Genomic DNA, 21,890 nt, shown 5'->3' on the forward strand with positions numbered 1-21,890 from the left:
GAAATTGAAAAACTTGCCCAGATGTTGAAAAATTCAAGATTTGTTGTTGCCCTAACGGGGGCAGGTGTGAGTGTTCCAAGTGGAATCCCAGACTTTCGAAGTCCCAATGGCCTTTATGCAAAGTACGGTCAGGACATTTTTGACATCGAGCAATTTTATAAAAACCCAGACAGGTTCTACAATTTTGCGAAAGAAGGCCTTATTTCGATGTTACAAGCCGAACCCAACGAAGTCCATCGTATGTTAGCTAAGCTGGAAGAAAAAGGACTTCTGAAAGGGGTTATCACTCAAAACATCGATGGGTTGCATCAAAAAGCAGGTAGCAAGAACGTAGCTGAAATTCATGGTAGTGTAAGAGTTTGGAATTGTTTGAAGTGTGCTAAAAGGTACGAGATTCTTGATGAAAGTCATAGAGAATTTTTATTATCTCGCGACTTCAGGTGTTCTTGTGGCGGACTCACAAAGCCTGATATAACGTTCTTTGGAGAAATGCTCCCCATGAACGAATTTACAAAAGCTCAAAAGTGGGCAGAGAGCAGTAATTTGTTTATTACGTTAGGTACTTCACTGGTCGTTTATCCAGCTGCTCAACTACCAATATATGCCCTAAGAAACGGGGCTAAGCTTGTTATCGTGAACAGAGGAGAAACACCTCTTGATACTTACGCAACGTTTAAATTCGACACCGATTTGGTGGAATTCTCGATTATACTTTCTGAACTTCTTGGCATCTCGTTGAAATGATGAAATAATATAGCTTATTAATATCTTAGAATATCTTCCTTCTAAAATGGCAGTATGGTGCCTTTCCCGTTTTCTCGTAATAATCCTGGTGGTAATCCTCCGCAACCCAAAATGTCGATGCTTTTCTTAACTGAGTTGCAACCTTATACTTCTTCTTCAGCATTTCTATTACGCTCTCAGCCACTTCTTTCTGCTTGTCGTTTGTATAAAAAATAGCGCTTTTGTATTGCTCACCGATGTCTGGTCCTTGCCCATTTTCCTGTGTGAAGTCGTGGATTTCAAAGAAATACTTAACTAATTCTTCTTCACTTATCATTTGTGGGTCGAATATCACTTCTACGGTTTCCAGATGTCCTGTTAATCCTGTACAGACATTTTCGTAAGTTGGATTTGGCCAGTGCCCTCCCATGTATCCAACCCTTGTATCCACGACACCGGGCAATTGTTTGAAAAGGTGTTCAACACCCCAAAAGCAACCACCGGCAAAAAACATCCTGTCGATGGGTGGTTTTTGGCCATCTGGTATAAACCTCAGTGAAACAGAATTCACGCAGTGCCGTACGTTCTTTTTAGTGAATCCTTCTCCATAGAACACATGTCCAAGGTGAGCTCCACAGTAAGCGCAGACAATTTCAGTTCTTATTCCATCCTTATCAACTTGTTTGAACACAGCTCCAGGGATTTCATCATCGAAAGCAGGCCAGCCACATCCAGAATGAAATTTATCGGAAGCATTGTAGAGAGGAATACCACAGTTCTTGCACACATAGATGCCCTTTTCGAAATGGTTCTCGTATTCTCCTGAAAACGGTGGCTCGGTTCCCTTTTCAAAAAGGACAAATTTTTCGAAGTCGTTCAAATTTGGATTGATAAACTTCTTTTTCATATTCCTGCCTCTTTTCGTTTGTGATTTATTCCGAATTTCGCTTTCAAACTTTTTGATTTATTGAGATGACACTTTACCAAGGAATCCGTCCCGGTGCAGACTTTTTTTCGAGTGCTATCCTTGCTTCGGAGATTACAAATTGGTCAGCTGAGTAAACTACGACACCTGACGTGGAAAATGGTTTCCTTACATTTATTTCTCCAGGGCTTATGTAGATGATCGAATTTAACAGAACGCTCCTTCGTAAAGATTCAATTTCTGGTGGTTTAATGGACCAATATAACATCTTCGGTAATCCATTTAGAAACGTGAACCTGTCACCAATTCTAACGATAAAAGTACCTCTGTATCCAAGATTTTGAAGCAAGGTTGCTTTCCCTTGGTCTTCAACTAATACGGGATATGTGAGTTTGCGAGTGATAAGTGATGAAATTAAGTTAGCATCGATTTTTCCCGTACCATCAAAGACAGGAATGATACCAGCGATTGAAAGTCCTGCTGAAAATTTCTCGTAGACATCGGCGGTGATGTAAGGAGATTTATTAACACGGTAAAAGTAATCCTCATCATCAATACTTAGCGTGTCAAGTGGACCGACGATGTAGTAAGAAAAACCTCTCGATTTCACATACCAACCAACATATTTTCCAATGTCCTGAGCAAGCGAAATATTCCCAAGACTTCCTAAAGTTAGCAAGCTGACATCAGCGATGATTTCTTCTAGCCTTAATGTACAAATTACATTACTCTGCAGCTTTATTGTCGCTGGTTGTGTTAACAATATTGGAGTTTGTGTGTCCGCTGGAAAAGTCAATTCCCCGAACATACTCAGGGAAAAGATGCACAAAAGCGTGAAGAACACCATTTTCTTCGTTAGATTTACTAACAAAGTCAGCCACCTCTTTTAACCGCCATACGGCATTCGAAACGGCGATCCTTTTACTGGCCACTTTGAACATATAAATATCGTTCTCGTTATCTCCAAACACGATAGTGCTGCCGAGGTCAAAATTCAGATAATCTGCCAGAAACTTCAACGCGATACCTTTATTAGCATCAGCTGGAACGATGTCTAAGAATATTGGGAAACTTTTGAAAACATTTGCTTTACCGTCCACGATTTCTTTAAGAGGTTCGATTAGCGAATCCAAAATCGCTTCCTCTGCTATTGCAAGCATCTTAATCGGAGGATGCTCAAGAGCTTTTAGGTCTTCTACAACATAGTAAGGGACGTCCGCATGTTTTGCATAAAGCCTTATCTCGTCGTCGTCCTTTTCGCTGTAGAGATTGTCGTCAACGTATGTTTGAATGTGTATGTTCTTTTCTCTCAGAAAATCTATCACTTTATACGCCGTTTCTATATCAAGTGTCTTTTCGTATATAAACCCTTCGCCCGGAACGTATATAACTGCTCCGTTATATGAAATAATCGGAAATATATCTTCACCGAACACATTGTCCAACAGTTTCTTAGCAGATATGTGCATTCTTCCAGTTGCAAAAACAACATTATCACCGTTGCCTACGATATTCTGGACTAAAGTCTTTGTTTCCTTGGGGAACTCGTTTTTAGAATTCAGCACTGTGCCATCCAAATCAAATACAAACGTTCTTTTGCACTTTGATTTATTGCTCAACTCTTCTTCCCTCCATTCCTTCATTTTCCGCCTGTTAACTTCAACCATATTCTCCACAAAGACAAGAATTGTTCTTCTGTGAGTTGTTCGGGCCTTGCGGTTGGTTGTATAATTGCTTCTTCTAACATCATGGCGAGTACCTCATTGTCACGAACAAAAGCTCTCAGGTTATTATATATCGTCTTTCTTTTCTGGGCAAAACTATCGGAAACAAATTTCCAGAACGACTCAAGCTCTGAATCATCTGAAAACGGAAACGGTGTTTTTCTTGTTATTTTCAAAACGACACTATCTACTTCTGGATTAGGAACGAACGCACTTTTGGGAACTGTGAGGAGCTTTTCTATATCCCCAACAGTCTGCAAGACAACGGTAAGAAAACCTCTATTTGAACTGCCCGCTTTTTCAAGCAATCTTTCGCCAACTTCTTTTTGCATCATGATAAAAAGAGCGGAAAAATGAGTAAAAATAAGTTTCTTTAGTATAGGGGCAGTGATGTAGTAAGGAATATTAGACACGCATTTATAACCATCTGGGAGGAAGGATATATCGAGTGCCAAGAAATCAGAAAAAATCAAATGGACATTTGGAAAGATTAAGAGGCGCTCTTCCAAAACAGGCTTAAGCCTTTCGTCAATTTCTATAGCATAAATTGTTGCGCCAGTTTCCGCTAGCGCAACGGTTAAAGTACCAGCACCAGCACCTATTTCCAGTACGGTATCATTTGGTTTTATCTGCGATATCTCAACGATCTTTTTTGCGTAAACCTCGTTCGATAAGAAGTTCTGCCCAAGCGATTTTTTTAAAGTGATTCCGTACTTTTTTAAGTAATCCGATGTCTTCAGTTAAGAACTCACCATCCTGTAGTTTTTACTTTTTCGACTTATTTGCCACCCTTGGAAGTCGGTTGTGCGTTTTGTTGATTTTTTGTTGTTGGATTGTTTGCTGTGTTTCCCACCTGTTCACTCTTCTTTTGAACGACTCTTTCTACAACTATCCCGTTGTTGTATTCCATCTTCACTATTCCGCTTTTATCTGTGGTTATCTTAATGTCTGTACCTTCGTAACTCAACATATATACATTTTCCGAAAGACGCTTTAACTGAGCAACTCCTGAAGCCTTATCTGTCTTCGATGGATTGAAGAGTGCTTGTGGTATGAGGATCTGGAATTGTGGTTGTGGCATCTTTAACAACATCTCAAAATGAGGAATGATGAAGTTGTTATCAAGCAGGACTATATTTTGCTCTGTAAACGTGAATGTCTTTACTGACGGTGATTTTGGATCGTAATACGCGTACAAGGTTATCGTCGTCTTACCTGCCCTGTTCACGCCGAGAATCTTAGCGACGAGATCTCCATTTGTTTTAAATGTCGCCTCGTATATTTCAAAAAAACCGTTCTTGCCATAGACTGTTCTCGTCTCTATCGTGTACTTCTCACCATACTGTATTTCGCTGACACTTATCCATCCGTTTTTCGTGAACTCGACCTGTATTCTACCTAATTCCATGTTATCAATACGCGCTCTGTACTCGATACCGAATGCCGTTGCAGAAAAGGTCAAAATCATTACGCCGATGAACAACAACTTTGCAATTGTAGAAGACTTGATAATGCTCATATTATCCACCTCCAGTTTAATGATACACTAAGAACCTTAAAAAATCATTAGAAATCTGAAAATCTTAGTTTGAATAGTTTCATTCCAATACCTTTTCAATCGTTCCATAGAGCGGGCCGGCTGTGATTTTAGTTACCTTCACTGCAACTGTTTTTCCAATAAATTCTGGAGAACCTTCAAAGGAGATAATTTTATTCCGTATATCTCTTCCGTAAAACAAACCGTTATTTGCCTGAGCCTCAACTATTACCTCAATTGTCTTATCTTCGTATGCCTCATTGAGTTCTCTGTTTATCATCTTCTGCAAGTTCAAAAGATAAGACATTCTCCGAACCTTGATCTTATGAGGCACGTCGTCTTTCAGATACTTCCAGGCAACTGTTCCCTCTCGCGGGGAGTAAATCGCTAGGTTGAGCCTTTCAAACTTAACTGTCTTGACAAGTTCAACGGTGGCTTCAAAGTCCTCCTCTGTCTCACCAGGAAATCCCACGATAATGTCACTCGAGATCGAGGCATCTGGGACGATCTCTCGTATGCTATTTATGAGCTCTATGTACTCATTGCGAGTGTATCTTCGGTTCATAGCTTTCAAGATCCTGTCACTACCATGTTGTACGGGAAGATGTATGGATTTTGCGATTCTCGGATTCTCGACCATCGCCTTCGGTATTTCAAGAGAAAAATCGGTAGGGTAGGATGTCAAAAACCAAAGTCTTTTCACACCTTCTATTTTTCCTGCTTCTCTCAGTAATTTAGCTAATGATGTACCATCGTTTAAATCTTTTCCATACGCATCCACATTTTGTCCGAGGAAGGTGAATTCCTTGTATCCCTTTTCTACGAGAGTACGCACCTCAAGTAACACACTTTCAATAGGTCTTGATTTCTCCCTACCTCTTGTGTACGGCACTATACAATAAGTGCAAAACCTGTTACAACCGTATATGATAGTTATCCAGGCGTGGTGTTTTGAACTTCGAGTATCAACGAGATGATACTGGATTTCATCAAGCGTATCTTCGAGATAAATCCTTCTAGTTCCATTTTTTGCATCAGATAAAGCTTCGGGCATTTTTGCGAGTGCGCGAGTACCGATAACAAAAGATACACCTCTTTTGAAGAGGTTTTCTTTCTCTTTATCGGCAACGCAACCCATTATACCTATCTTCTTTCCCTTTTTTCTAAGTTTTCCTATGTGACTGTAAACCTTATCTTCTGACTTTTTTCTCACGGCGCATGTGTTCAGTATTACCACATCAGCTTCGTCTTCGTTATCGGTAAGCTCGTGTCCTTCATTTAAAAGTAATTGTTTCGCTATTTCCGTATCATTTTCATTCATTTGACAACCGTACGTGTGAATATGAACCTTCATATCAAACCTCCCCAAGACACCTCACTACATATATTTATGCACATACTTGTTCGTAGACTAATTATACTTGATTTTCTGAAAATTTCAATCAAAACAAAGTATATTGTAAAACACAAAACGCCCATCTTCTTAAAAGTCGATGGGCGTTCTTAATTCCTGTTTATAAAAACTATATCAAATTTTGAACGTATTCGACAACGACTTCGATGGCTTTTTCGTTGTATCCACCACGTGGGATAATAATATCTGCATGTTTTTTCGTAGGTTCGACGTACGCGTCGTGCATAGGCTTAACAGTGTTCAAATACTGATCAATGACAGATTCAATAGTTCTCCCACGTTCAAAAATATCTCTTTGCAACCTTCGTATGAATCTTTCATCTCCCTCGGTGTCGACATATATTTTCAGGTCGGCTAGTGCTCTCAGCTCGTCGTAGTAGAGAGCGAAGATGCCTTCAATCAACAGGATAGGTTTTGGTTCAATTTTCGTAGAACTTTCTACCCTTGTGTACAGTGCAAAATCATAATCTGGTAAATCTATTGTTTTACCTGTTAAAAGCTCCTTGACGTGTTTGACAATCAGTGTGTGTTCGATCATATCTGGATGGTCGTAGTTGTATTTCCTTCTTTCTTCTAAAGTTACATGAGACATGTCCCTGTAATAATTATCCATGGGAAGCATAACGCATTTGTTAGTCCCCAGACGTTCCATGATACGTTTTGCCACAGTTGTCTTTCCTGATCCAGTTCCCCCTCCAATGAGTATTATGTACATTTCCAACGCCTCCTGACTATAACTTTCGCGATTTTGAAAAACTCTTTTTTACGTAATTCACAGCTGCCTCCAAAGAGACGCCCCTTTCAACAGCATCCTGTACATGGCCATATCTGACAGAGAGGTTGAAATTTGGAGATAAACTTTTTGCCTTTATTTCCAGTTGATGAGCTAACCATTCGGAACTTCCCTCGCCATAAATAGCGACATTGTTAACTCCCAAGATTAGTGATAAGTTTCCAAGCACGTATGCGAGTCTATCTATGATCTCAGCATAAATTTCCTTTGCCCTACCTTCGTCTGCTTTATGTAAATTCCTTATTATCTTCAAATCGTTCAAATATTTCTCTTCATGCGTAATGAATTCAACAAACGATACCGAACTCTTTGTGTATTTCTTAAAAGCAACATAGTCAGACGCAACCGTTTCTAGACATCCACGAGCTCCACAATAACATTTTTCGCTACCATCGAAATAAATGTGTCCTAACGGTATATTCTTAAACTCGTCTTTGCTAAAAAGTGCGTGATACTCATAGTAACAAGCACCAATGCCTGTTCCGTAATTCAAGACAAAAACACGTTCCTTTCCAGTGGTTTTTGACTCATACGCAGCGATTGCTTCAACATCAGACAGAATTACATACGGAATCCCCAGTGCTTTAAGCTTTAAAGATTTCACAGGGTCATATCGCTCGAGTTTGAGAATTTTTGAGTACACCTTATCATCGACAACGGTTCCTGAAAACGCAATTCCAAGGCTATCGTAATCGTAAAACTTTTCCAATGTTTTTCTTAGCAGTTCGTTTATACCTTCGTTGTTTAGGAACTCGCCTCTAACCTTGTACTCAGTACTTTCCAGTTCTTCGCCTTTACCGTTGTAAACAACCGCCCTAATACGTTCCCTTCCAACGCTCACAGCCAGTATATGCCATGCTTCTTTCGAAATAGAAACGAGTTGAGGAGGCTTCCCCATTGTAGAGGAATCCTCCTCAATCTCAATGTAGTCTTTTAACTTATCGAGAAGATACGTCATTGTCGAAGGATTTACACCGACAATCTTTTCTAATTCTTTCCTTCTTATCTTCTTTTCTCTAAGAATATGGAGTAGTATTTTTGCTTCGTTTTTCAACTCCCTACCCCCAGTTCAAAGTTGGATGTGGATAACTCGAGTTCGTACTCTTTCTTCTCCGAGGTATTATTATACAGCACAAATTTCATTTAACAACAGATTTTATAACTTCCAAATATCTTCTTACATGCGCTGTTGACAAATATGTCCTTCTTACCTTTTCTTTAGCGCGTTTTCCAAATTCGCTAAGTTTCTCCTTGTTTTCCAAAAGGTCACAAATAGCATCTGAGAGTTCCTCGACACTTGTTCTCAAATAGCCGTTGACTCCATCATCAATCTGTATCTTAACGCCACCAACAGGTCTTGCAACAACAGGATGTTCCTTCCACATCATTTCGCTTATTACAAGTCCGAATCCTTCTCTTGTTGCAGTGTGCAATCCCAATGTAGACAATCGTTGGATAGCGTTGACTTCTAAATGCCCAACTCCTTTGAGATCCGTTAGGAAGAGGATATCTTCATCTACACCAGCGTATCGTAGAACGTCTTCAAAGAATATCCATCCTTCTGGGTCATCCTTTGCCATTGCTGAAACTATCGCAAGCTGAACATCATGTCTTTCCTTCACTTTACGATAAACATCAATGGCGGAGAACAAGTCCTTCCATGGATCAAATCTGGCAACAACAGTTATAAGTGGTTTTGAAGTATTTATTTTGAAACGCTCAGCTATGATTTTTAACTCCTCTTCCAACAGCTCTCTGTTCTTTGGGCTAAGAGGATCTATACTTGGGGGAAATTCAACAGCTATTTTATCGAATGGCGGCCTCACGTATTCCAGGATGTGGAAGAGCGCCTTTTGATATTTTGTCATTTTCGAAGTCAAGCGGTTCCACACTTTGAGATTAGGAGTACTTGTATCTATATGGCATCTCCAAATATACTTTGTGTTTGAATCAGGCCTGTAGTATGGTATGTAAGCTGGTTGTGGATCGTGAATTATTACAACATCAGCATCGAGATTGAGCAGTCTTGCATTCTGCTCATTTACTCTTTCAAATAGTTCCCACTCTTCTTCGGATATTTCTATATCTGCACCTTGAAGCGTGTTGTGGAGCTTCTTTGTAACGTTGAAGAATTCCATAGGCGCCTCGAGTACTTCCCAAGAGGCATCTAAACCAGCATCTCGCATCAGCGGGACGATGGTCATAAGCAGTTCAGCAACACCGCCACCATAAGCAGTAGCGTTCACATGTACAACCTTAAGTCCCTTCAACTCTTTTCCAAGTTCGAATATGGCTTCCACGTCTTCCTTAGAAAACACACTGTAATCGGAAAGCTTCTTAACAGGTAGTTCCACAGTCATACGCAACGCCTCCTTTTAAGGTTTCTGGCTTTGGAATACTATTATATTTTTCCATACTAACTTCAAATTTCGAACATTATACTAAACATATTGTACTACACGCTCTTGCTACCATGCTAAGCTAAAAAGTGTCAAAAAACAGTTATAAACGTTCAATAAATAAAACTACATTACAAAAGCTTTACCTAGCTATATAATACACTTCATTATTCGTGATTGACATATTTCACGATTTCATAGTGGCTGTGCTATACTACATTTGAATTTCGAAGATATCCACACTACTCAACGGGAGGTGGCAGTATGAGAAGGTTCTTATTAGTGGTTCTGTTATTAACACTTGCGGTGGTAGCGTTTTCTGCTTCGAGGGTTACCATAACAATGACGGCGGGTGCAGTCGGTAAAGAACTTGAAGTTCTTTATGCTCAACTTGATGTTTTTATGAAACAGAATCCAAACATCAAAGTCTCAGTCATGCCGATGCCGAACTCATCAACGGAAAGACATGACCTTTATGTTACGTACTTGGCTTCTGGTGAAAAAGAGCCGACAGTCTTGATGCTTGATGTTATTTGGCCAGCGGAATTCGCGCCGTACCTTGAAGACTTAACAGCTGATAAAGACTATTTTGAACTTTCAAAGTTCCTTCCAGGTACAGTTAAGGCAGCAACTGTTGGAGGAAAAATAGTTGCTATCCCATGGTTCACAGATGCTGGAATTCTTTATTACAGAAAAGACTTGCTTGAAAAATACGGTTTCAAGAACCCACCAAAAACATGGGATGAACTTGTGAATATGGCAAAAACAATAACAGCAAAGGAAAAGAACATGTACGGTTTTGTATGGCAGGGCGCAAGGTACGAAGGTTTGGTATGTGACTTTATGGAATATCTCGTTTCGTTTGGTGGAGACGTTCTTGATGATGCAGGAAATGTTGTCATTAACAGCCCAGCTGCTGTAAAAGCTCTTCAATTCATGGTTGATCTCATTTACACACACAAGATTTCGCCACAAGCGGTAACAACGTACATGGAAGAAGAAGCAAGGAGAACATTCCAAAACGGTCAAGCTGTCTTCATGAGGAACTGGCCATACGCTTGGGCACTTTTGAACGATCCAAAGGAATCGAAAGTTGCTGGTAAGGTTGGAGTTGCACCACTTCCAGCAGGTCCAGCAGGAAAGTCTGCGGCAACACTTGGTGGATGGATGCTTGGTATCAACAAGAATGCAACACCAGAAGAGAAAGAAGCAGCTAAGAAGCTTATCAAGTTCTTAACAAGCTATGACCAGCAGCTTTACAAAGCAGTTAACGCTGGTCAAAACCCAACAATGATGGATGTTTATAAAGACCCGGCCCTGAAAAAGGCGGCTCCATTCATGTTTGAATTGTATGGAATGTTTGTTAACGCAGTTCCAAGGCCAAGAACAGCAAAGTACAGTGAAATCTCCGACGTTATCCAGAAATACGTTCATGCAGCCTTGACGAGACAGACAACACCACAGAAGGCAATCGAAGATATGGCAAAAGAATTGAATAAAGTGCTCGGAAAGTGAAATGGTAAAACCAAGTAAAACCACGAGTATCAATACCGGGGGTTCATCCCCCGGTTTTTTAAGAACACGGAGGTGGAGCTTTTGAGAGCAAAAACAAGAGAGACAGTTGTGGCATGGTGGATGGTTTTACCTGCACTTTTGGTAATCTCTGTCATTGCGTTCTTTCCTCTTTTTAAAACGTTTTACGATAGCTTCTTTGAATTTGGACTTAGGCCAGACATTGAAAGAAAATTCGTAGGTTTCGTAAATTACATAGAGCTTTTTCATGACGAACGTTTTCTTGCAGCGCTGAAAACAACGATAATATTTACTGTCGTATCAGTCGCACTTGAAACTGTTCTTGGCCTTTTGATTGCTGTTATTGTAAACCAGCCTTTCAAATTCAGAGGAGCTGTGAGGGCTGCCATGCTCATTCCTTGGGCTATACCTACAGCAATATCATCGCAGATGTGGAAATGGATGTTCAACGACCAGGGAGGAATTATGACAAAACTCTTAGAAACGTTGCACATCGTAGAGCCTGGATTCCCAATTCTTGGCTCGCCTGATACCGCACTTTGGGCAATTATCGCAGTGGACGTATGGAAGACCACACCTTTTATGGCCTTACTCATACTTGCAGGTTTGCAGTTGATTCCAGAAGAGTTGTATGAGGCCGCAAGAATAGATGGCGCAAATTTATTCCAGAGATTTACAAGAATTACTTTACCTATGCTGAGTTCAACGATAGCTGTAGCGCTAATCTTTAGAACGCTGGATGCTTTAAGAGTGTTTGATGTTGTATTCATAATGACTCGAGGAAGCGTAGGCACAGAAACACTGGCAGTTTACAACCGAGTCTTGCTGATGGATAGAGCATTCACAGGAGCATGGTTTGGTTACGGTTCTGCCCTATCCGTGGTTATCTTCTTGTTGATTTCTATATTTGCAATAATCTACATAAAATCGCTGAAGTTAAAACTAGACTGAAAGACCTGAAAGGCAAGAGGTGATTGCTATGTCTACAAAAACGAAGAGATTAATTTACAAAGTAACGTTAACTATAGCTGTTATATTCATTTTGCTTTGGTGCATTTTTCCGTTCTATTGGGCTATTATTTCTTCCTTAAAGCCTAACATAGAGCTCTTTGATCCGAATCCAACATTTTGGCCAAGGAATCCAACGCTTTCAAATTACGTAAAAGTTTTCTTGGAGAGGCCGTTTCATGTAAACATCTGGAACAGTATAGTGGTTTCCGGTATAACTACGCTTACAACACTTATATTTGGCTCCTTTGCAGGCTATGCAATAGCACGACTGCACATGAAAGGTAAAGCATTTGTCATGGCCCTTATTCTTTCCGTCAGCATGTTTCCTCAGATTTCTATCTTAGGTTCGCTTTTTGTAATACTTCGAAAGCTTGGGATGATAAACACTTACCAAGGATTGATCCTTCCGTACGTTGCTATCACGTTGCCGCTCACCACTTGGATATTGCAAAACTTTTTCAGAGATCTTCCAAAGGAGATAGAAGAAGCAGCCGCTATTGACGGTTGCTCTCGTTTGAGGACACTTTTCCAAATCGTTTTTCCTATGTCTGCTCCAGGTCTTGTTGCCACAGGACTCTTAACATTCATAACCGCATGGAACGAGTTCCTTTTTGCTTTTACATTTATGCAGAAACCGCAATATTACACAGTTCCTGTTGCCATAGCTTTGTTCGCTGGAAGGACTCAATATGAACAGCCTTGGGGTCAGCTGATGGCCGCCGCCGTCATTGTTACAGTACCGTTGGTAGCGCTGGTTTTGATATTCCAAAACAGAATAATATCAGGACTAAGTGCAGGTGCAGTGAAAGGATGAATCTGACATGATACTTTTTTTTGGAGAACTTTTAGCGGATTTGATAACCCAGGAAGATTTTACCAGTGCAGAACATTTCACTTTAAAAGTGGGGGGTTCACCGGGGAATATCGCAAGGTTTGCATCCCAACTTGGTGTTCCAACTAAAATTGTATCGCGTGTGGGAAATGATCCCATCGGTAATAGGATTGTGAAAAAATTAGAACAGGCGAAGGTAGATATTTCTTCAGTTCAGATAGACAACAAATATGGAACAACTCTTGTCTTTGTTCAGAAGACTGTGGAAAGTCCTGATTTTTTTGTAATTCGAGGAGCAGATAGGTTTCTTAGGTTGAGCGAAGATGAGATAGACAAGATTTTGGATGGAATTAGTATTGTTCATGTAAGTTGTTGGACATTAACTCACAAAGACCTATACGAGATGACAATGAAAGTAGTTAGAAAGGCTGTAGAAAGAGGAATTTCTATCTCTTTTGACCCAAATTGCCGAGACAAGTTGTTTGAGTGCTCAAAAATAGAACGCGATAGAGTGTTTGAACTTTTGAGATACACAACGTACTTAAAACCTTCTCTCGACGATGCGATGGCGATTCTTGGAACACCGTCAAACGAATCGAGAGAATCGAACGAATTCACTGAGAATGTGGTCAAATATTATGTAGAGCAATTTCACAAATGTGGTGCCAAATACGTGGTTTTGACAGCTGGTAGAGGTGGAGCTTTTGCATCCGTTTTTGATGAAAGCAAGTCAGTAACCCATATACCGGCTGTAGCCGAGAGAGTTGTCGATGCAACCGGAGCTGGTGATGGATTTTGGGCCGGTATGTACTACGGGCTAATCAACAAGTACGATTTTATCGAGGCTTGTAAGATAGGTGCGATGGTTGCCGGTTACATCGTACAGTTTGTTGGTGCAGATGTCGATATAAGTGCGTTAAAAGGAGAAATTGAAAAGCAAATTGGAAAAAGATAGAGGTGAGACCTTGAGCGAAAGGTATTTGGTGAAAAAAATAGCATTCTTCAATCCGCAGGGAAATTTTGATAAGAACGATAGTCATCTAACCGAGCACCCAGATTTTGGAGGGCAGCTAGTTTATGTCAAAGAGCTTGCAAAGGCGATGAGCGAGCTGGGGATAGAAGTCGACATTATTACAAGGCAGATAATTGATAAAGATTGGCCGGAGTTTGCGGAAAGCTACGATTATTATCCTGAAGCACCAAATGTTCGTATTGTTCGAATACCGTTTGGAGGGCAGAAGTTTTTACCAAAAGAAGAGCTCTGGAAGTATCTTCCTGACTATGTTGAGAAGATCTACGAATTTTACAAGTCAGAAGGCAGATTTCCAGATTTTGTGACAACCCACTATGCAGATGGTGGTATTTCAGGAGTAATGTTCCTTGAGAAAACGGGAATACCATTTTCATTTACGGCACATTCACTTGGGGCATGGAAGCTTGAAAAGCTTTTGGAATCTGGGATGTCTCAAGAGGCGGCCGAAAAGAAATACAAGTTCTCCGTACGGCTTGCTGCAGAAAATCTTGCTATAAAATACGCTTCTTTTATAGTTTGTAGTACAAATCAGGAACGATATGAGCAATATTCACACAAATTATATGAAGCGGATCCATACATTGACAAATTCAAAGTTATCCCTCCTGGAATAAACCATAAAATCTTCAACCAGGAACCAAAGCCTGAAGATAAACAAATAAACGACTACATCGAACAATTACTTTCAAAGTCTCCTGTAAAAAGGCACAGATTACCGTTTATAATAATGTCCAGTAGATTGGACAGAAAAAAGAACCACATTGCTGTAGTTAGAGCTTTCTTGCAAAACGAAGATTTGAAAGAGAAGGCTAACCTACTTATTGTCGTACGTGGCGTTAACGATGTCTTAGAGTATGTAAGTAGAGAAAGATCAGAAGATGCTTTAATTTTGGAAGAGATCATCGAAGAAGCCGGAAAGGAAATAGGAAAGAGTGTATTCTTTGCTAATATATCGGATCAGAAACATCTGGCCAGTTTATACCGTGTATCAGCTGCAAGAGGTTCTGTATTTGTCTTGCCAGCGCTTTATGAACCATTTGGACTTGCGGTTGTTGAAGCAGCTGCATGTGGTTTGAAAATTGTCGTTACGAAAAACGGAGGGCCAGCTGAGATATTTTCAAATGGCGAAGGATTATTAATAGATCCGACCGATACCAAAGATATTGCTGTGAAATTACTGGTAGCTTTGGAGAAGTTTGATTCCAGAAGATCCATAGAACTTGCACAAAGATATAGCTGGAAGAACACAGCATTGGGATATTTGGAAAATATTCAAAGGGAACTCTCTGAATCACATGGGATAAGGAGCGTAGATGAGAAAGACCTTAAGAAATTCTACGACTTGATTGCTAAACTTTAGAAAGATAAAAAGTGCGAAATTTCTCACTTTTGAGTCCCTCAGATAGTCTGAGGGACTTTTTGTTTAAATCAAAGATCTAAGAATTGCAACAAAAATTCAAAACCATTAGAAAATGGTTTGAGAAGTGCTAAGGTCCCGTCCTCTTGAAGGACTCCGAACTGGTCGGCAGTTGAATAATTCTATAGCGGTGATATAATTTTAACAGCTGACCTAAACTTGCGCTAGTAAAAGGGGTGGATTATTTTGAAACTAAAGCATCTTTTAGAAGCCATCCAAAAGTTTATCGTTTTTGACAACATACCTGAAGAACTAAGAGAAAAGGAAATCACCGGAGTTTACAACAATTCAAAGAAAGCTACTCCCGGTTCATTGTTTATTTGTAGAAAGGGAACCAATTTTGACTCACATACCATAGTCGAGACCCTTTACAGAGAAAATGGAGTTATTGCGTTCGTCACTGAAAGAGAGATTAACAGTAACCTCCCTTATGTTCAAGTTTACGACAGCAGACTTGCTGAAGCCTTCCTCGCTGCAGAATTCTACGAACATCCATACAACAAACTGATAACCTTCGGAGTGACTGGCACGAATGGCAAAACCACGTGTGCTCATCTCTTCCACCATATAATGCAGCAACTTGGCCTTACAGGAAGCTTATCAGGAACGGTCATAAACGATATAGTGGGTGATAAGTTCTACATACACAATACTACCCCTGATGCACTAACAATTATGGAAAACATGTCTAAAACTGTTAAGAAGGGTGGAAGCTATTATTCTATGGAAGTTTCCTCCCATTCGCTTCATCAAGCACGAGTTGAAACCATCAGATTTGATATAGCAGGCCTTACAAATATAACCAGGGATCACTTAGATTACCATCCGACTTTCGAACACTACGTAAACTCAAAGCTTCACCTGTTCGATTTGCTCAAAAAGGACGGAATAGCTGTGGTTCACGAGGATTACGCGCCACTTTTGGTCAGTAAAAAAGTACCAAGGCTCATAACATTCGGTACGAGTGACAGCGCGATTTACAAGATTTCAGATATATCAACCACATGGAATGGAACAACCTTTACGTTAACCTCTCCTTATGGTACGAAGAAAGTTTACACGCAAATGATAGGTGACTACAATGCGTTCAATGTTACTTTAGTTGTTGCAGGATTATTCGAGTTAGGATACGAGCCGGACGAGATTATCAGCTACGTTAGCACATTTAGAGGTGTGGACGGACGATTCGAACCAATACCTGAAGCAAGGAAACTGGGAATTGAAGTGATTATAGATTTTGCTCATTCTCCCGATGCGCTTGAAAAGGTAATACTTGCTGCAAGGAAGTTGGCAAAAGGAAGGATTATCGTTGTTTACGGTGCCGGAGGACAAGCTGATAAAGGGAAAAGGCCGATGATGGCTGAAGTCGTAACAAAACTTGCTGATATTGCAATACTTACAACAGACGATCCTCGCGGTGAGGACCCGGAGGCGATTATAAAAGACGTTGAAAAAGGGGTTCAACCCAATTCACTTTCACTCACTGTTCTTGATAGGCGTGAAGCAATAGACACAGCTATAACTTTGGCAACACGCGGAGATGTTGTAGTTATCACAGGTAGAGGTCATGAACCTTATCAAATATTCACAGAGACATTAAAAGTTCCTTTCAAAGACAGAGATGTCGCTTTGGATATAATTCTTTCGAAGATCAACAAGAATCATATAAGAGACCTGGATAAATAGACAAGTTTAATGGAGTGTGAGAGAACAAAATGGAACTTACGGATCTCGTTGGTCATCGATTTGTTACAGATTCCAGAGAAGTAAAGCCAGGTGATGTGTTTGTCGCTATAAAAGGCAATCGAGTTGATGGGCACGATTTTGTTAAGCAAGCCCTGCAAGCGGGAGCATTTGCAGTTGTTGTAGAACGTGACTTAGGATTGCCAAATCAATTGATCGTTCCGAGCACAGTTGGTTTCCTCGGTATGTACGCAAGCAAGATATTGGAAAAATTCAATCCAAAAATTGTTGGTATAACGGGATCTAATGGTAAGACGACGACAAAAGAGATTGTTGCTGAGGTGCTCAGTGCTGAAATTCGGACCTTTAAAAATGAAGGAAACCTCAATTCAGAAATTGGACTGCCGCTTTCGATAATTAATTCCTACCGTGGAGAACAGATCGTTGTTTTAGAAATGGCTCAAAGAAACGTTGGTGACATTGAATACCTTTGCAAGCTATTCCCTCCCAACATAGGAGTTCTCCTAAATGTGGGAAGTGCACATGTGGGCGTTACGGGAAGCGTGAATGAGATCTTCAAAGGCAAATGGCAGATTGTTGAGAATTCAAAGCAAGCTTTGGTTAATTTTGATGATGAAAGAATGAGATGTGGAAACTGTAAATACTTTGGTACAAAAGGTGGCGATTATGTTCTAAAGGAAAGAACTTTTGATGGACGGAGCACATTATTGACTTTCGAAACGATTGAAGGAGAATTTTATTATTCCCTGCCTGGTTTCTGGACAAAAGCCATGGCGACTTCTGTGCTTGTTGCCTTTGCAGTTGCTGATATGCTTGATATTTTATTTAACCCAATAAGACTTTTGAGTTTTAAACCGTTAAAAGGACGTTTCAACATACATACCTGTGGCAAAGCTTACATAATCGACGACACTTACAACGCCAGTTACGAATCCTTTAAGCATGGGATAGAGGAAGTTAAAGAACATTTTCCAAGGCCTGCCTACGCAGTTGTTGGAGCAATGAAAGAACTCGGTGAGTACTCAAAGCACTACCACGAAATGCTTTCAAATTTACTTGAAGAAGTTGACGGTGTTGTTGTGTACGATAAAGAAGAGGAATCAAAAGATATCACTCCGTCAAATCTTATTTTCAGAAGTGATAAGCAAGAGGAAATCGTAGAGTTCCTTAAGAAAAAAATACTCACCTCCGAATTTTCAGGTACGCTGTATTTCAAGGCATCACGAGCAGTCGAACTGGATAAGATTGTAAATGAACTTCTCGAAAATTCAAACAAATAAAAAAGTTTGAGGAGGAAAGCTAGATGCAGACATCGAATTTATTTTCCGGAATAGTTTTGATAGCCGAATTCCTAATAGGCCTTTTCGTTTTTCCTCGCTATATTAATTACATGAAAAAACTAAGACTTGGACAGTACATCAGACAAGAAGGTCCAGACTTGCATAATTACAAAGAAGGGACTCCTACGGCTGGAGGCATTGTATTTTTAGCGATAGCACTGGTTGCAGGTATTGTGCTTGGTGTAAAAAAAGAACTTTTGTTAACGATGCTGTTCTACGGCTTTATTGGATTTTTGGATGACTTTGTTAGTATAGCGAAAAAACGCTCTCTTGGACTGAGAGCTTGGCAAAAACTCGCATTGCAGATGTTATTTTCGATATGGGTGGCTTACACGGTGCTCCAATACCGCGAGAGTACAGTGTTTGGTTTTTCGGTTCCAAAATGGTTCTTCTACATATTCACAATGTTCTTGATTTCCGGATACTCCAACGCAACCAATCTCACAGACGGGCTCGATGGACTCGCCGGATGGGTGTTCATAACAAGTGCGACTCCTTTCCTAATGCTGGTAAGAAATTACAATCAGGCAATTTCATTGTTGATTCTGGTTATGCCCCTGCTTGCATTTCTCGTATACAACACAAGACCAGCAAAGGTATTTATGGGTGACACGGGCTCATTAGCTCTGGGCGCCTACATAGCAACGTACGCACTGATAACAAGCAATGAACTTCCTCTTATCTTTTTCACCAGTATATTCTTGCTCGAAACGATTAGTGTGATTCTACAAGTCGGTTCCTATAAAATCAGGGGAAAAAGGATATTCAAGATGGCACCTATCCATCATCATTTTGAACTGCTTGGTTGGACTGAAGAAAAGATAGTCGGTGTCTTCAGCGCGTGGAATCTCGCAATTGCCATCACCTATCTTTCTTTTGTTCTGAAATTTTAGAAATGTAGAAATGGTTGATAACGGAGGCTCTTCACTTGAACCAATATTTGGCTGGGTTTACTATTAGTATAGTCTTAAGTGTATTTCTTTCTATCTTGTGCAAGAGATTTAACATCTTGCTTGACCATCCATCGGAGAGGAAAGAACATTCAAAACCAGTTCCACTTGTTGGTGGTCTGGTTCTTTTTGCGTTTGTGATTTATTTGAAGTCAAGTTATGGGTTTTCGGATCTAAAAAGAGAACTAGCGTTATACATAGTGTTTGGAATAGGTTTAATCGATGATTTGATAGAGCTGCCTTATTACACAAAATTGGTTTTACAATCCATCGCAGGTCTTCTTTTTGTGAGCACGTCTCATTTTATATTTACAAACAACTTTGGTCTTGATAACTTGCTTACTTTTCTTTTATTCGTTGCACTCTTGAATGCTTTTAACCTTATCGATGGCATCAACGGACTTCTCGTCGGGGTCGCTATAATTTATTTCGCTTTCAAGCTTGATTTTGTGTATCTTCCTGTCCTTTTTGTTCTGCTTTTTTTCAACATATTCGATCGACTGTTTATGGGTGATTCCGGTGCATTTCTGATTGCCTATTTACTTATTTCACACCAGAATACCACAAGAGATCTTACAAAAGCGATTGTGTTCTTTGGTTACCCGATGTATGAAATAGCCTCCTCATTTCTGAGGAGGCTGGTTTTGGGGAAGAACCCATTCAAACCTGATAGATTCCATCTACATCACATAGGAACGTTGCTTTTTGGAGATGTGTTCTTTTTAATCATCGCTTACTCACTGACATTAGGTTTTGTTTTACTATCAACCAAGAAATTCGGGTTGTTCATATACCTCGGTATCAGCTTTTTGATTTTCTTTTTCCAGCTTTGGTTCATCAGAAACAACAGGTTCATTAACTCCAATGGCGTGTCTAAGGGAGACGAGGGCAACCTCGAGTTGTGAGTCGTCAGGCTCGGCGGTCGTAAGTTTTTGCAAAACCATTCCGGGAACCGCCAAAAACCTCGTTCGCGGATATTTGTCAAAGAGCCTCAAGAGTTCGTAAGAAATACCTGCAACTACGGGTATTGCAACGATTCTGAAGATGATTCGACCAAGCATCGTAACTCCAAAAAGTCCGTAGAGACTATGCACTAGAATTGCGATGATTAAAAATATCATGACGAAATTCGTTCCGCACCTTGGGTGTATCGTTGAATATTTCCTCGCATTTTCGACCGTTAATTCTTCGCCGTTCTCATATGTATGGACAGCTTTATGCTCTGCACCATGGTATCTAAAGACAGTTTTGACATCTTCGAATAGTGAAATAAAGAATACATAGGCCAAGAAAAACCCCAATCTAATCAAACCATCGACTAGCGAAAACAAAAACTCGTTATCCTTAAACCCTAACCACTTTGTTATGTAAGCGGGAAGAACTACAAACAATCCAACTGCCAGTAAAATGGCAAAAAGGATCGAAAAGAAGCCTTCACCCTTTTTCATCTTTTCATCAGAAGATATCTCAGCACTTAAATTCAAAGCTTTCATACCAAAATAAAGCGAATAATAAAGGCTTACAAAACCTCTCAGGAATGGTATTTTCGCCCATTTCCCACGAACATTTGGATAACCAAGCTCACGAATTTCGATCTCACCTGACCGGGTTCTAACAGCTACTACTACCTTTTTTCCCATCATCAAGACACCATCAATTACTGCCTGACCACCGACTTTCAATGTTGTCACCTCTTTCATTTGTGATGTGTTTAAAAAAGGTGCCTGAACGGCACCTATTTTCAAAAGAGCTTATTGTCCTTTTCTGTTTTTGATTTCCTCGTACAGTTCAAGAACTTTCTTGGCATTTTCATCTTCCAATATGATTTTGTAAAACTTGTACGCCTCCATATCTTCCGGTGAATTTCTTGCCATGAAATAACCGACAACCTTGCTACGAAAGTTCTGCAAATCTCCTTCTGACATCCGTGAGATTGTATAAACTATTTCATAGATTCTGTTATCTGTTATACAAGCACTTGCGATAGCCTTGAGCTCTTCCAAGCGTTCCTCCATCTTCCATTACAGTCTTTCGGTTCCAAATAGAACCTTAGAGTTCACTTTTTTTGGAGATAAACTTTAAAAGATATACCTGTTCGTGTTTCGTTACCGATTTGAATTTCAATAAATGCTGGAACTACGTACAAATCCAAGCCTTCTTGCTCCAAAAACCTTCTTGCAACAGCCAAAGACTTAGATGCTTGGTTAACTGCACCCGCACCGATAGCTTGAATCTCAACCTTCTCGTTCTTCTTGAGTGAGCCGACAATAGCACCCGCAACTTTGTTTGGACTTGACTTTGAACTGACCTTCAAAATCTCCATAATGCCTATCCTCCTTGTTCTGTAGAGATTAAAGCTAGTATCATATGTTAATTGGTTTGGCTCTATTTTACCATAAAATTATCAAAAAGGCAAATTCTTTTTGCAAACGCCTGGGTTTGGAGCAGAACAACATAGAAAACAGCGAAAGTTGTCAAAGTTATTTATTTAAGCCAAAGAAGAAAATTTTGGAAACAACAATCGTGGAAAATTTGACATGGTACGTGCTGAAGTG

21 protein-coding genes and 1 pseudogene are annotated in these 21,890 nt (G+C 40.0%); 10 read left to right on the forward strand and 12 right to left on the reverse strand.

Features of this window, described 5'->3' with window-relative positions; translation table 11 throughout:
- Positions 1 to 3 precede the first annotated feature (3 nt).
- Positions 4 to 744: an SIR2 family NAD-dependent protein deacylase gene (locus tag NA23_RS02815; protein WP_033192444.1), complete on the forward strand. Its 741-nt coding sequence runs from the start codon at positions 4 to 6 to the stop codon at positions 742 to 744.
- Positions 745 to 769: 25 nt separating this feature from the next.
- On the opposite strand, the gene NA23_RS02820 is transcribed toward NA23_RS02815, so the two are convergent.
- From NA23_RS02820 to NA23_RS02860, 9 genes are all read right to left on the reverse strand, one after another.
- Positions 770 to 1,630 (reverse strand): bifunctional methionine sulfoxide reductase B/A protein, encoded by an 861-nt coding sequence (locus NA23_RS02820; RefSeq protein ID WP_033191182.1) that lies wholly within the window; start codon positions 1,628 to 1,630, stop codon positions 770 to 772.
- Between the two features lie 73 nt (positions 1,631 to 1,703).
- Positions 1,704 to 2,411 (reverse strand): hypothetical protein, encoded by a 708-nt coding sequence (locus NA23_RS02825; protein WP_249477122.1) that lies wholly within the window; start codon positions 2,409 to 2,411, stop codon positions 1,704 to 1,706.
- Positions 2,374 to 3,267 carry a Cof-type HAD-IIB family hydrolase gene (locus NA23_RS02830; protein WP_084384111.1) on the reverse strand — a complete coding sequence of 298 codons (894 nt, stop codon included), beginning with the start codon at positions 3,265 to 3,267 and terminating at the stop codon, positions 2,374 to 2,376. Before NA23_RS02830 ends, NA23_RS02825 begins: the two co-directional genes overlap by 38 nt.
- A 20-nt stretch (positions 3,268 to 3,287) precedes the next feature.
- Positions 3,288 to 4,112: a 16S rRNA (adenine(1518)-N(6)/adenine(1519)-N(6))-dimethyltransferase RsmA gene (rsmA, locus tag NA23_RS02835; protein WP_033191181.1), complete on the reverse strand. Its 825-nt coding sequence runs from the start codon at positions 4,110 to 4,112 to the stop codon at positions 3,288 to 3,290.
- A gap of 38 nt (positions 4,113 to 4,150) precedes the next feature.
- On the reverse strand, positions 4,151 to 4,891 hold the full coding sequence (locus NA23_RS02840; RefSeq protein WP_236938500.1) for a hypothetical protein: 741 nt from the start codon (positions 4,889 to 4,891) through the stop codon (positions 4,151 to 4,153).
- Between the two features lie 79 nt (positions 4,892 to 4,970).
- Positions 4,971 to 6,263, reverse strand: coding sequence for a tRNA (N6-isopentenyl adenosine(37)-C2)-methylthiotransferase MiaB (gene miaB / locus NA23_RS02845; protein ID WP_033191180.1), 1,293 nt, complete (start codon positions 6,261 to 6,263; stop codon positions 4,971 to 4,973).
- Between the two features lie 169 nt (positions 6,264 to 6,432).
- Positions 6,433 to 7,038, reverse strand: coding sequence for a uridine kinase (udk, locus tag NA23_RS02850; protein WP_033191179.1), 606 nt, complete (start codon positions 7,036 to 7,038; stop codon positions 6,433 to 6,435).
- A 16-nt stretch (positions 7,039 to 7,054) separates the two neighbouring features.
- Entirely contained in the window at positions 7,055 to 8,170 is a 1,116-nt protein-coding gene (locus NA23_RS02855) for an ROK family transcriptional regulator (RefSeq protein WP_033191178.1), read from the reverse strand.
- 85 nt (positions 8,171 to 8,255) lie between these two features.
- Positions 8,256 to 9,476, reverse strand: coding sequence for a glycosyltransferase (locus NA23_RS02860; RefSeq protein ID WP_033191177.1), 1,221 nt, complete (start codon positions 9,474 to 9,476; stop codon positions 8,256 to 8,258).
- A 303-nt stretch (positions 9,477 to 9,779) separates the two neighbouring features.
- Here NA23_RS02860 and NA23_RS02865 point away from each other — a divergent pair, with 303 nt between their 5' ends.
- The 9 genes and pseudogenes from NA23_RS02865 to NA23_RS02905 all read left to right on the forward strand — a co-directional run.
- Positions 9,780 to 11,030: an ABC transporter substrate-binding protein gene (locus NA23_RS02865; protein WP_033191176.1), complete on the forward strand. Its 1,251-nt coding sequence runs from the start codon at positions 9,780 to 9,782 to the stop codon at positions 11,028 to 11,030.
- 120 nt (positions 11,031 to 11,150) lie between these two features.
- A complete protein-coding gene (locus NA23_RS02870; protein ID WP_033192440.1) occupies positions 11,151 to 11,999 on the forward strand; it encodes a carbohydrate ABC transporter permease in 849 nt (282 codons plus the stop codon).
- Between the two features lie 28 nt (positions 12,000 to 12,027).
- Positions 12,028 to 12,873 (forward strand): carbohydrate ABC transporter permease, encoded by an 846-nt coding sequence (locus NA23_RS02875; protein ID WP_033191175.1) that lies wholly within the window; start codon positions 12,028 to 12,030, stop codon positions 12,871 to 12,873.
- Positions 12,874 to 12,880: 7 nt separating this feature from the next.
- On the forward strand, positions 12,881 to 13,846 hold the full coding sequence (locus tag NA23_RS02880; protein ID WP_033191174.1) for a carbohydrate kinase family protein: 966 nt from the start codon (positions 12,881 to 12,883) through the stop codon (positions 13,844 to 13,846).
- Between the two features lie 10 nt (positions 13,847 to 13,856).
- On the forward strand, positions 13,857 to 15,284 hold the full coding sequence (locus NA23_RS02885; RefSeq protein WP_236938502.1) for a glycosyltransferase: 1,428 nt from the start codon (positions 13,857 to 13,859) through the stop codon (positions 15,282 to 15,284).
- A 243-nt stretch (positions 15,285 to 15,527) separates the two neighbouring features.
- Positions 15,528 to 17,027 (forward strand): UDP-N-acetylmuramoyl-L-alanyl-D-glutamate--2,6-diaminopimelate ligase, encoded by a 1,500-nt coding sequence (locus NA23_RS02890; protein WP_033191173.1) that lies wholly within the window; start codon positions 15,528 to 15,530, stop codon positions 17,025 to 17,027.
- A gap of 29 nt (positions 17,028 to 17,056) precedes the next feature.
- Positions 17,057 to 18,325, forward strand: coding sequence for a UDP-N-acetylmuramoyl-tripeptide--D-alanyl-D-alanine ligase (locus tag NA23_RS02895; protein ID WP_033191172.1), 1,269 nt, complete (start codon positions 17,057 to 17,059; stop codon positions 18,323 to 18,325).
- 23 nt (positions 18,326 to 18,348) lie between these two features.
- Positions 18,349 to 19,278, forward strand: a complete 930-nt coding sequence (gene mraY / locus NA23_RS02900; protein WP_033191171.1) for a phospho-N-acetylmuramoyl-pentapeptide-transferase — start codon at positions 18,349 to 18,351, stop codon at positions 19,276 to 19,278.
- A 257-nt stretch (positions 19,279 to 19,535) separates the two neighbouring features.
- Positions 19,536 to 19,871, forward strand: a pseudogene (locus NA23_RS02905) (MraY family glycosyltransferase); the annotation flags it as partial.
- 228 nt (positions 19,872 to 20,099) lie between these two features.
- Here the strand turns inward: NA23_RS02905 and NA23_RS02910 are convergent.
- From NA23_RS02910 to NA23_RS02920, 3 genes are all read right to left on the reverse strand, one after another.
- Entirely contained in the window at positions 20,100 to 21,017 is a 918-nt protein-coding gene (locus NA23_RS02910) for a DUF1385 domain-containing protein (RefSeq protein ID WP_033191170.1), read from the reverse strand.
- A 69-nt stretch (positions 21,018 to 21,086) separates the two neighbouring features.
- On the reverse strand, positions 21,087 to 21,338 hold the full coding sequence (locus tag NA23_RS02915) for a hypothetical protein (protein WP_033191169.1): 252 nt from the start codon (positions 21,336 to 21,338) through the stop codon (positions 21,087 to 21,089).
- Between the two features lie 53 nt (positions 21,339 to 21,391).
- On the reverse strand, positions 21,392 to 21,658 hold the full coding sequence (locus NA23_RS02920) for a stage V sporulation protein S (RefSeq protein WP_033191168.1): 267 nt from the start codon (positions 21,656 to 21,658) through the stop codon (positions 21,392 to 21,394).
- Positions 21,659 to 21,890 lie beyond the last annotated feature (232 nt).

Origin of the sequence: Fervidobacterium islandicum (assembly GCF_000767275.3) — a bacterium.
Lineage (GTDB): Bacteria > Thermotogota > Thermotogae > Thermotogales > Fervidobacteriaceae > Fervidobacterium > Fervidobacterium islandicum.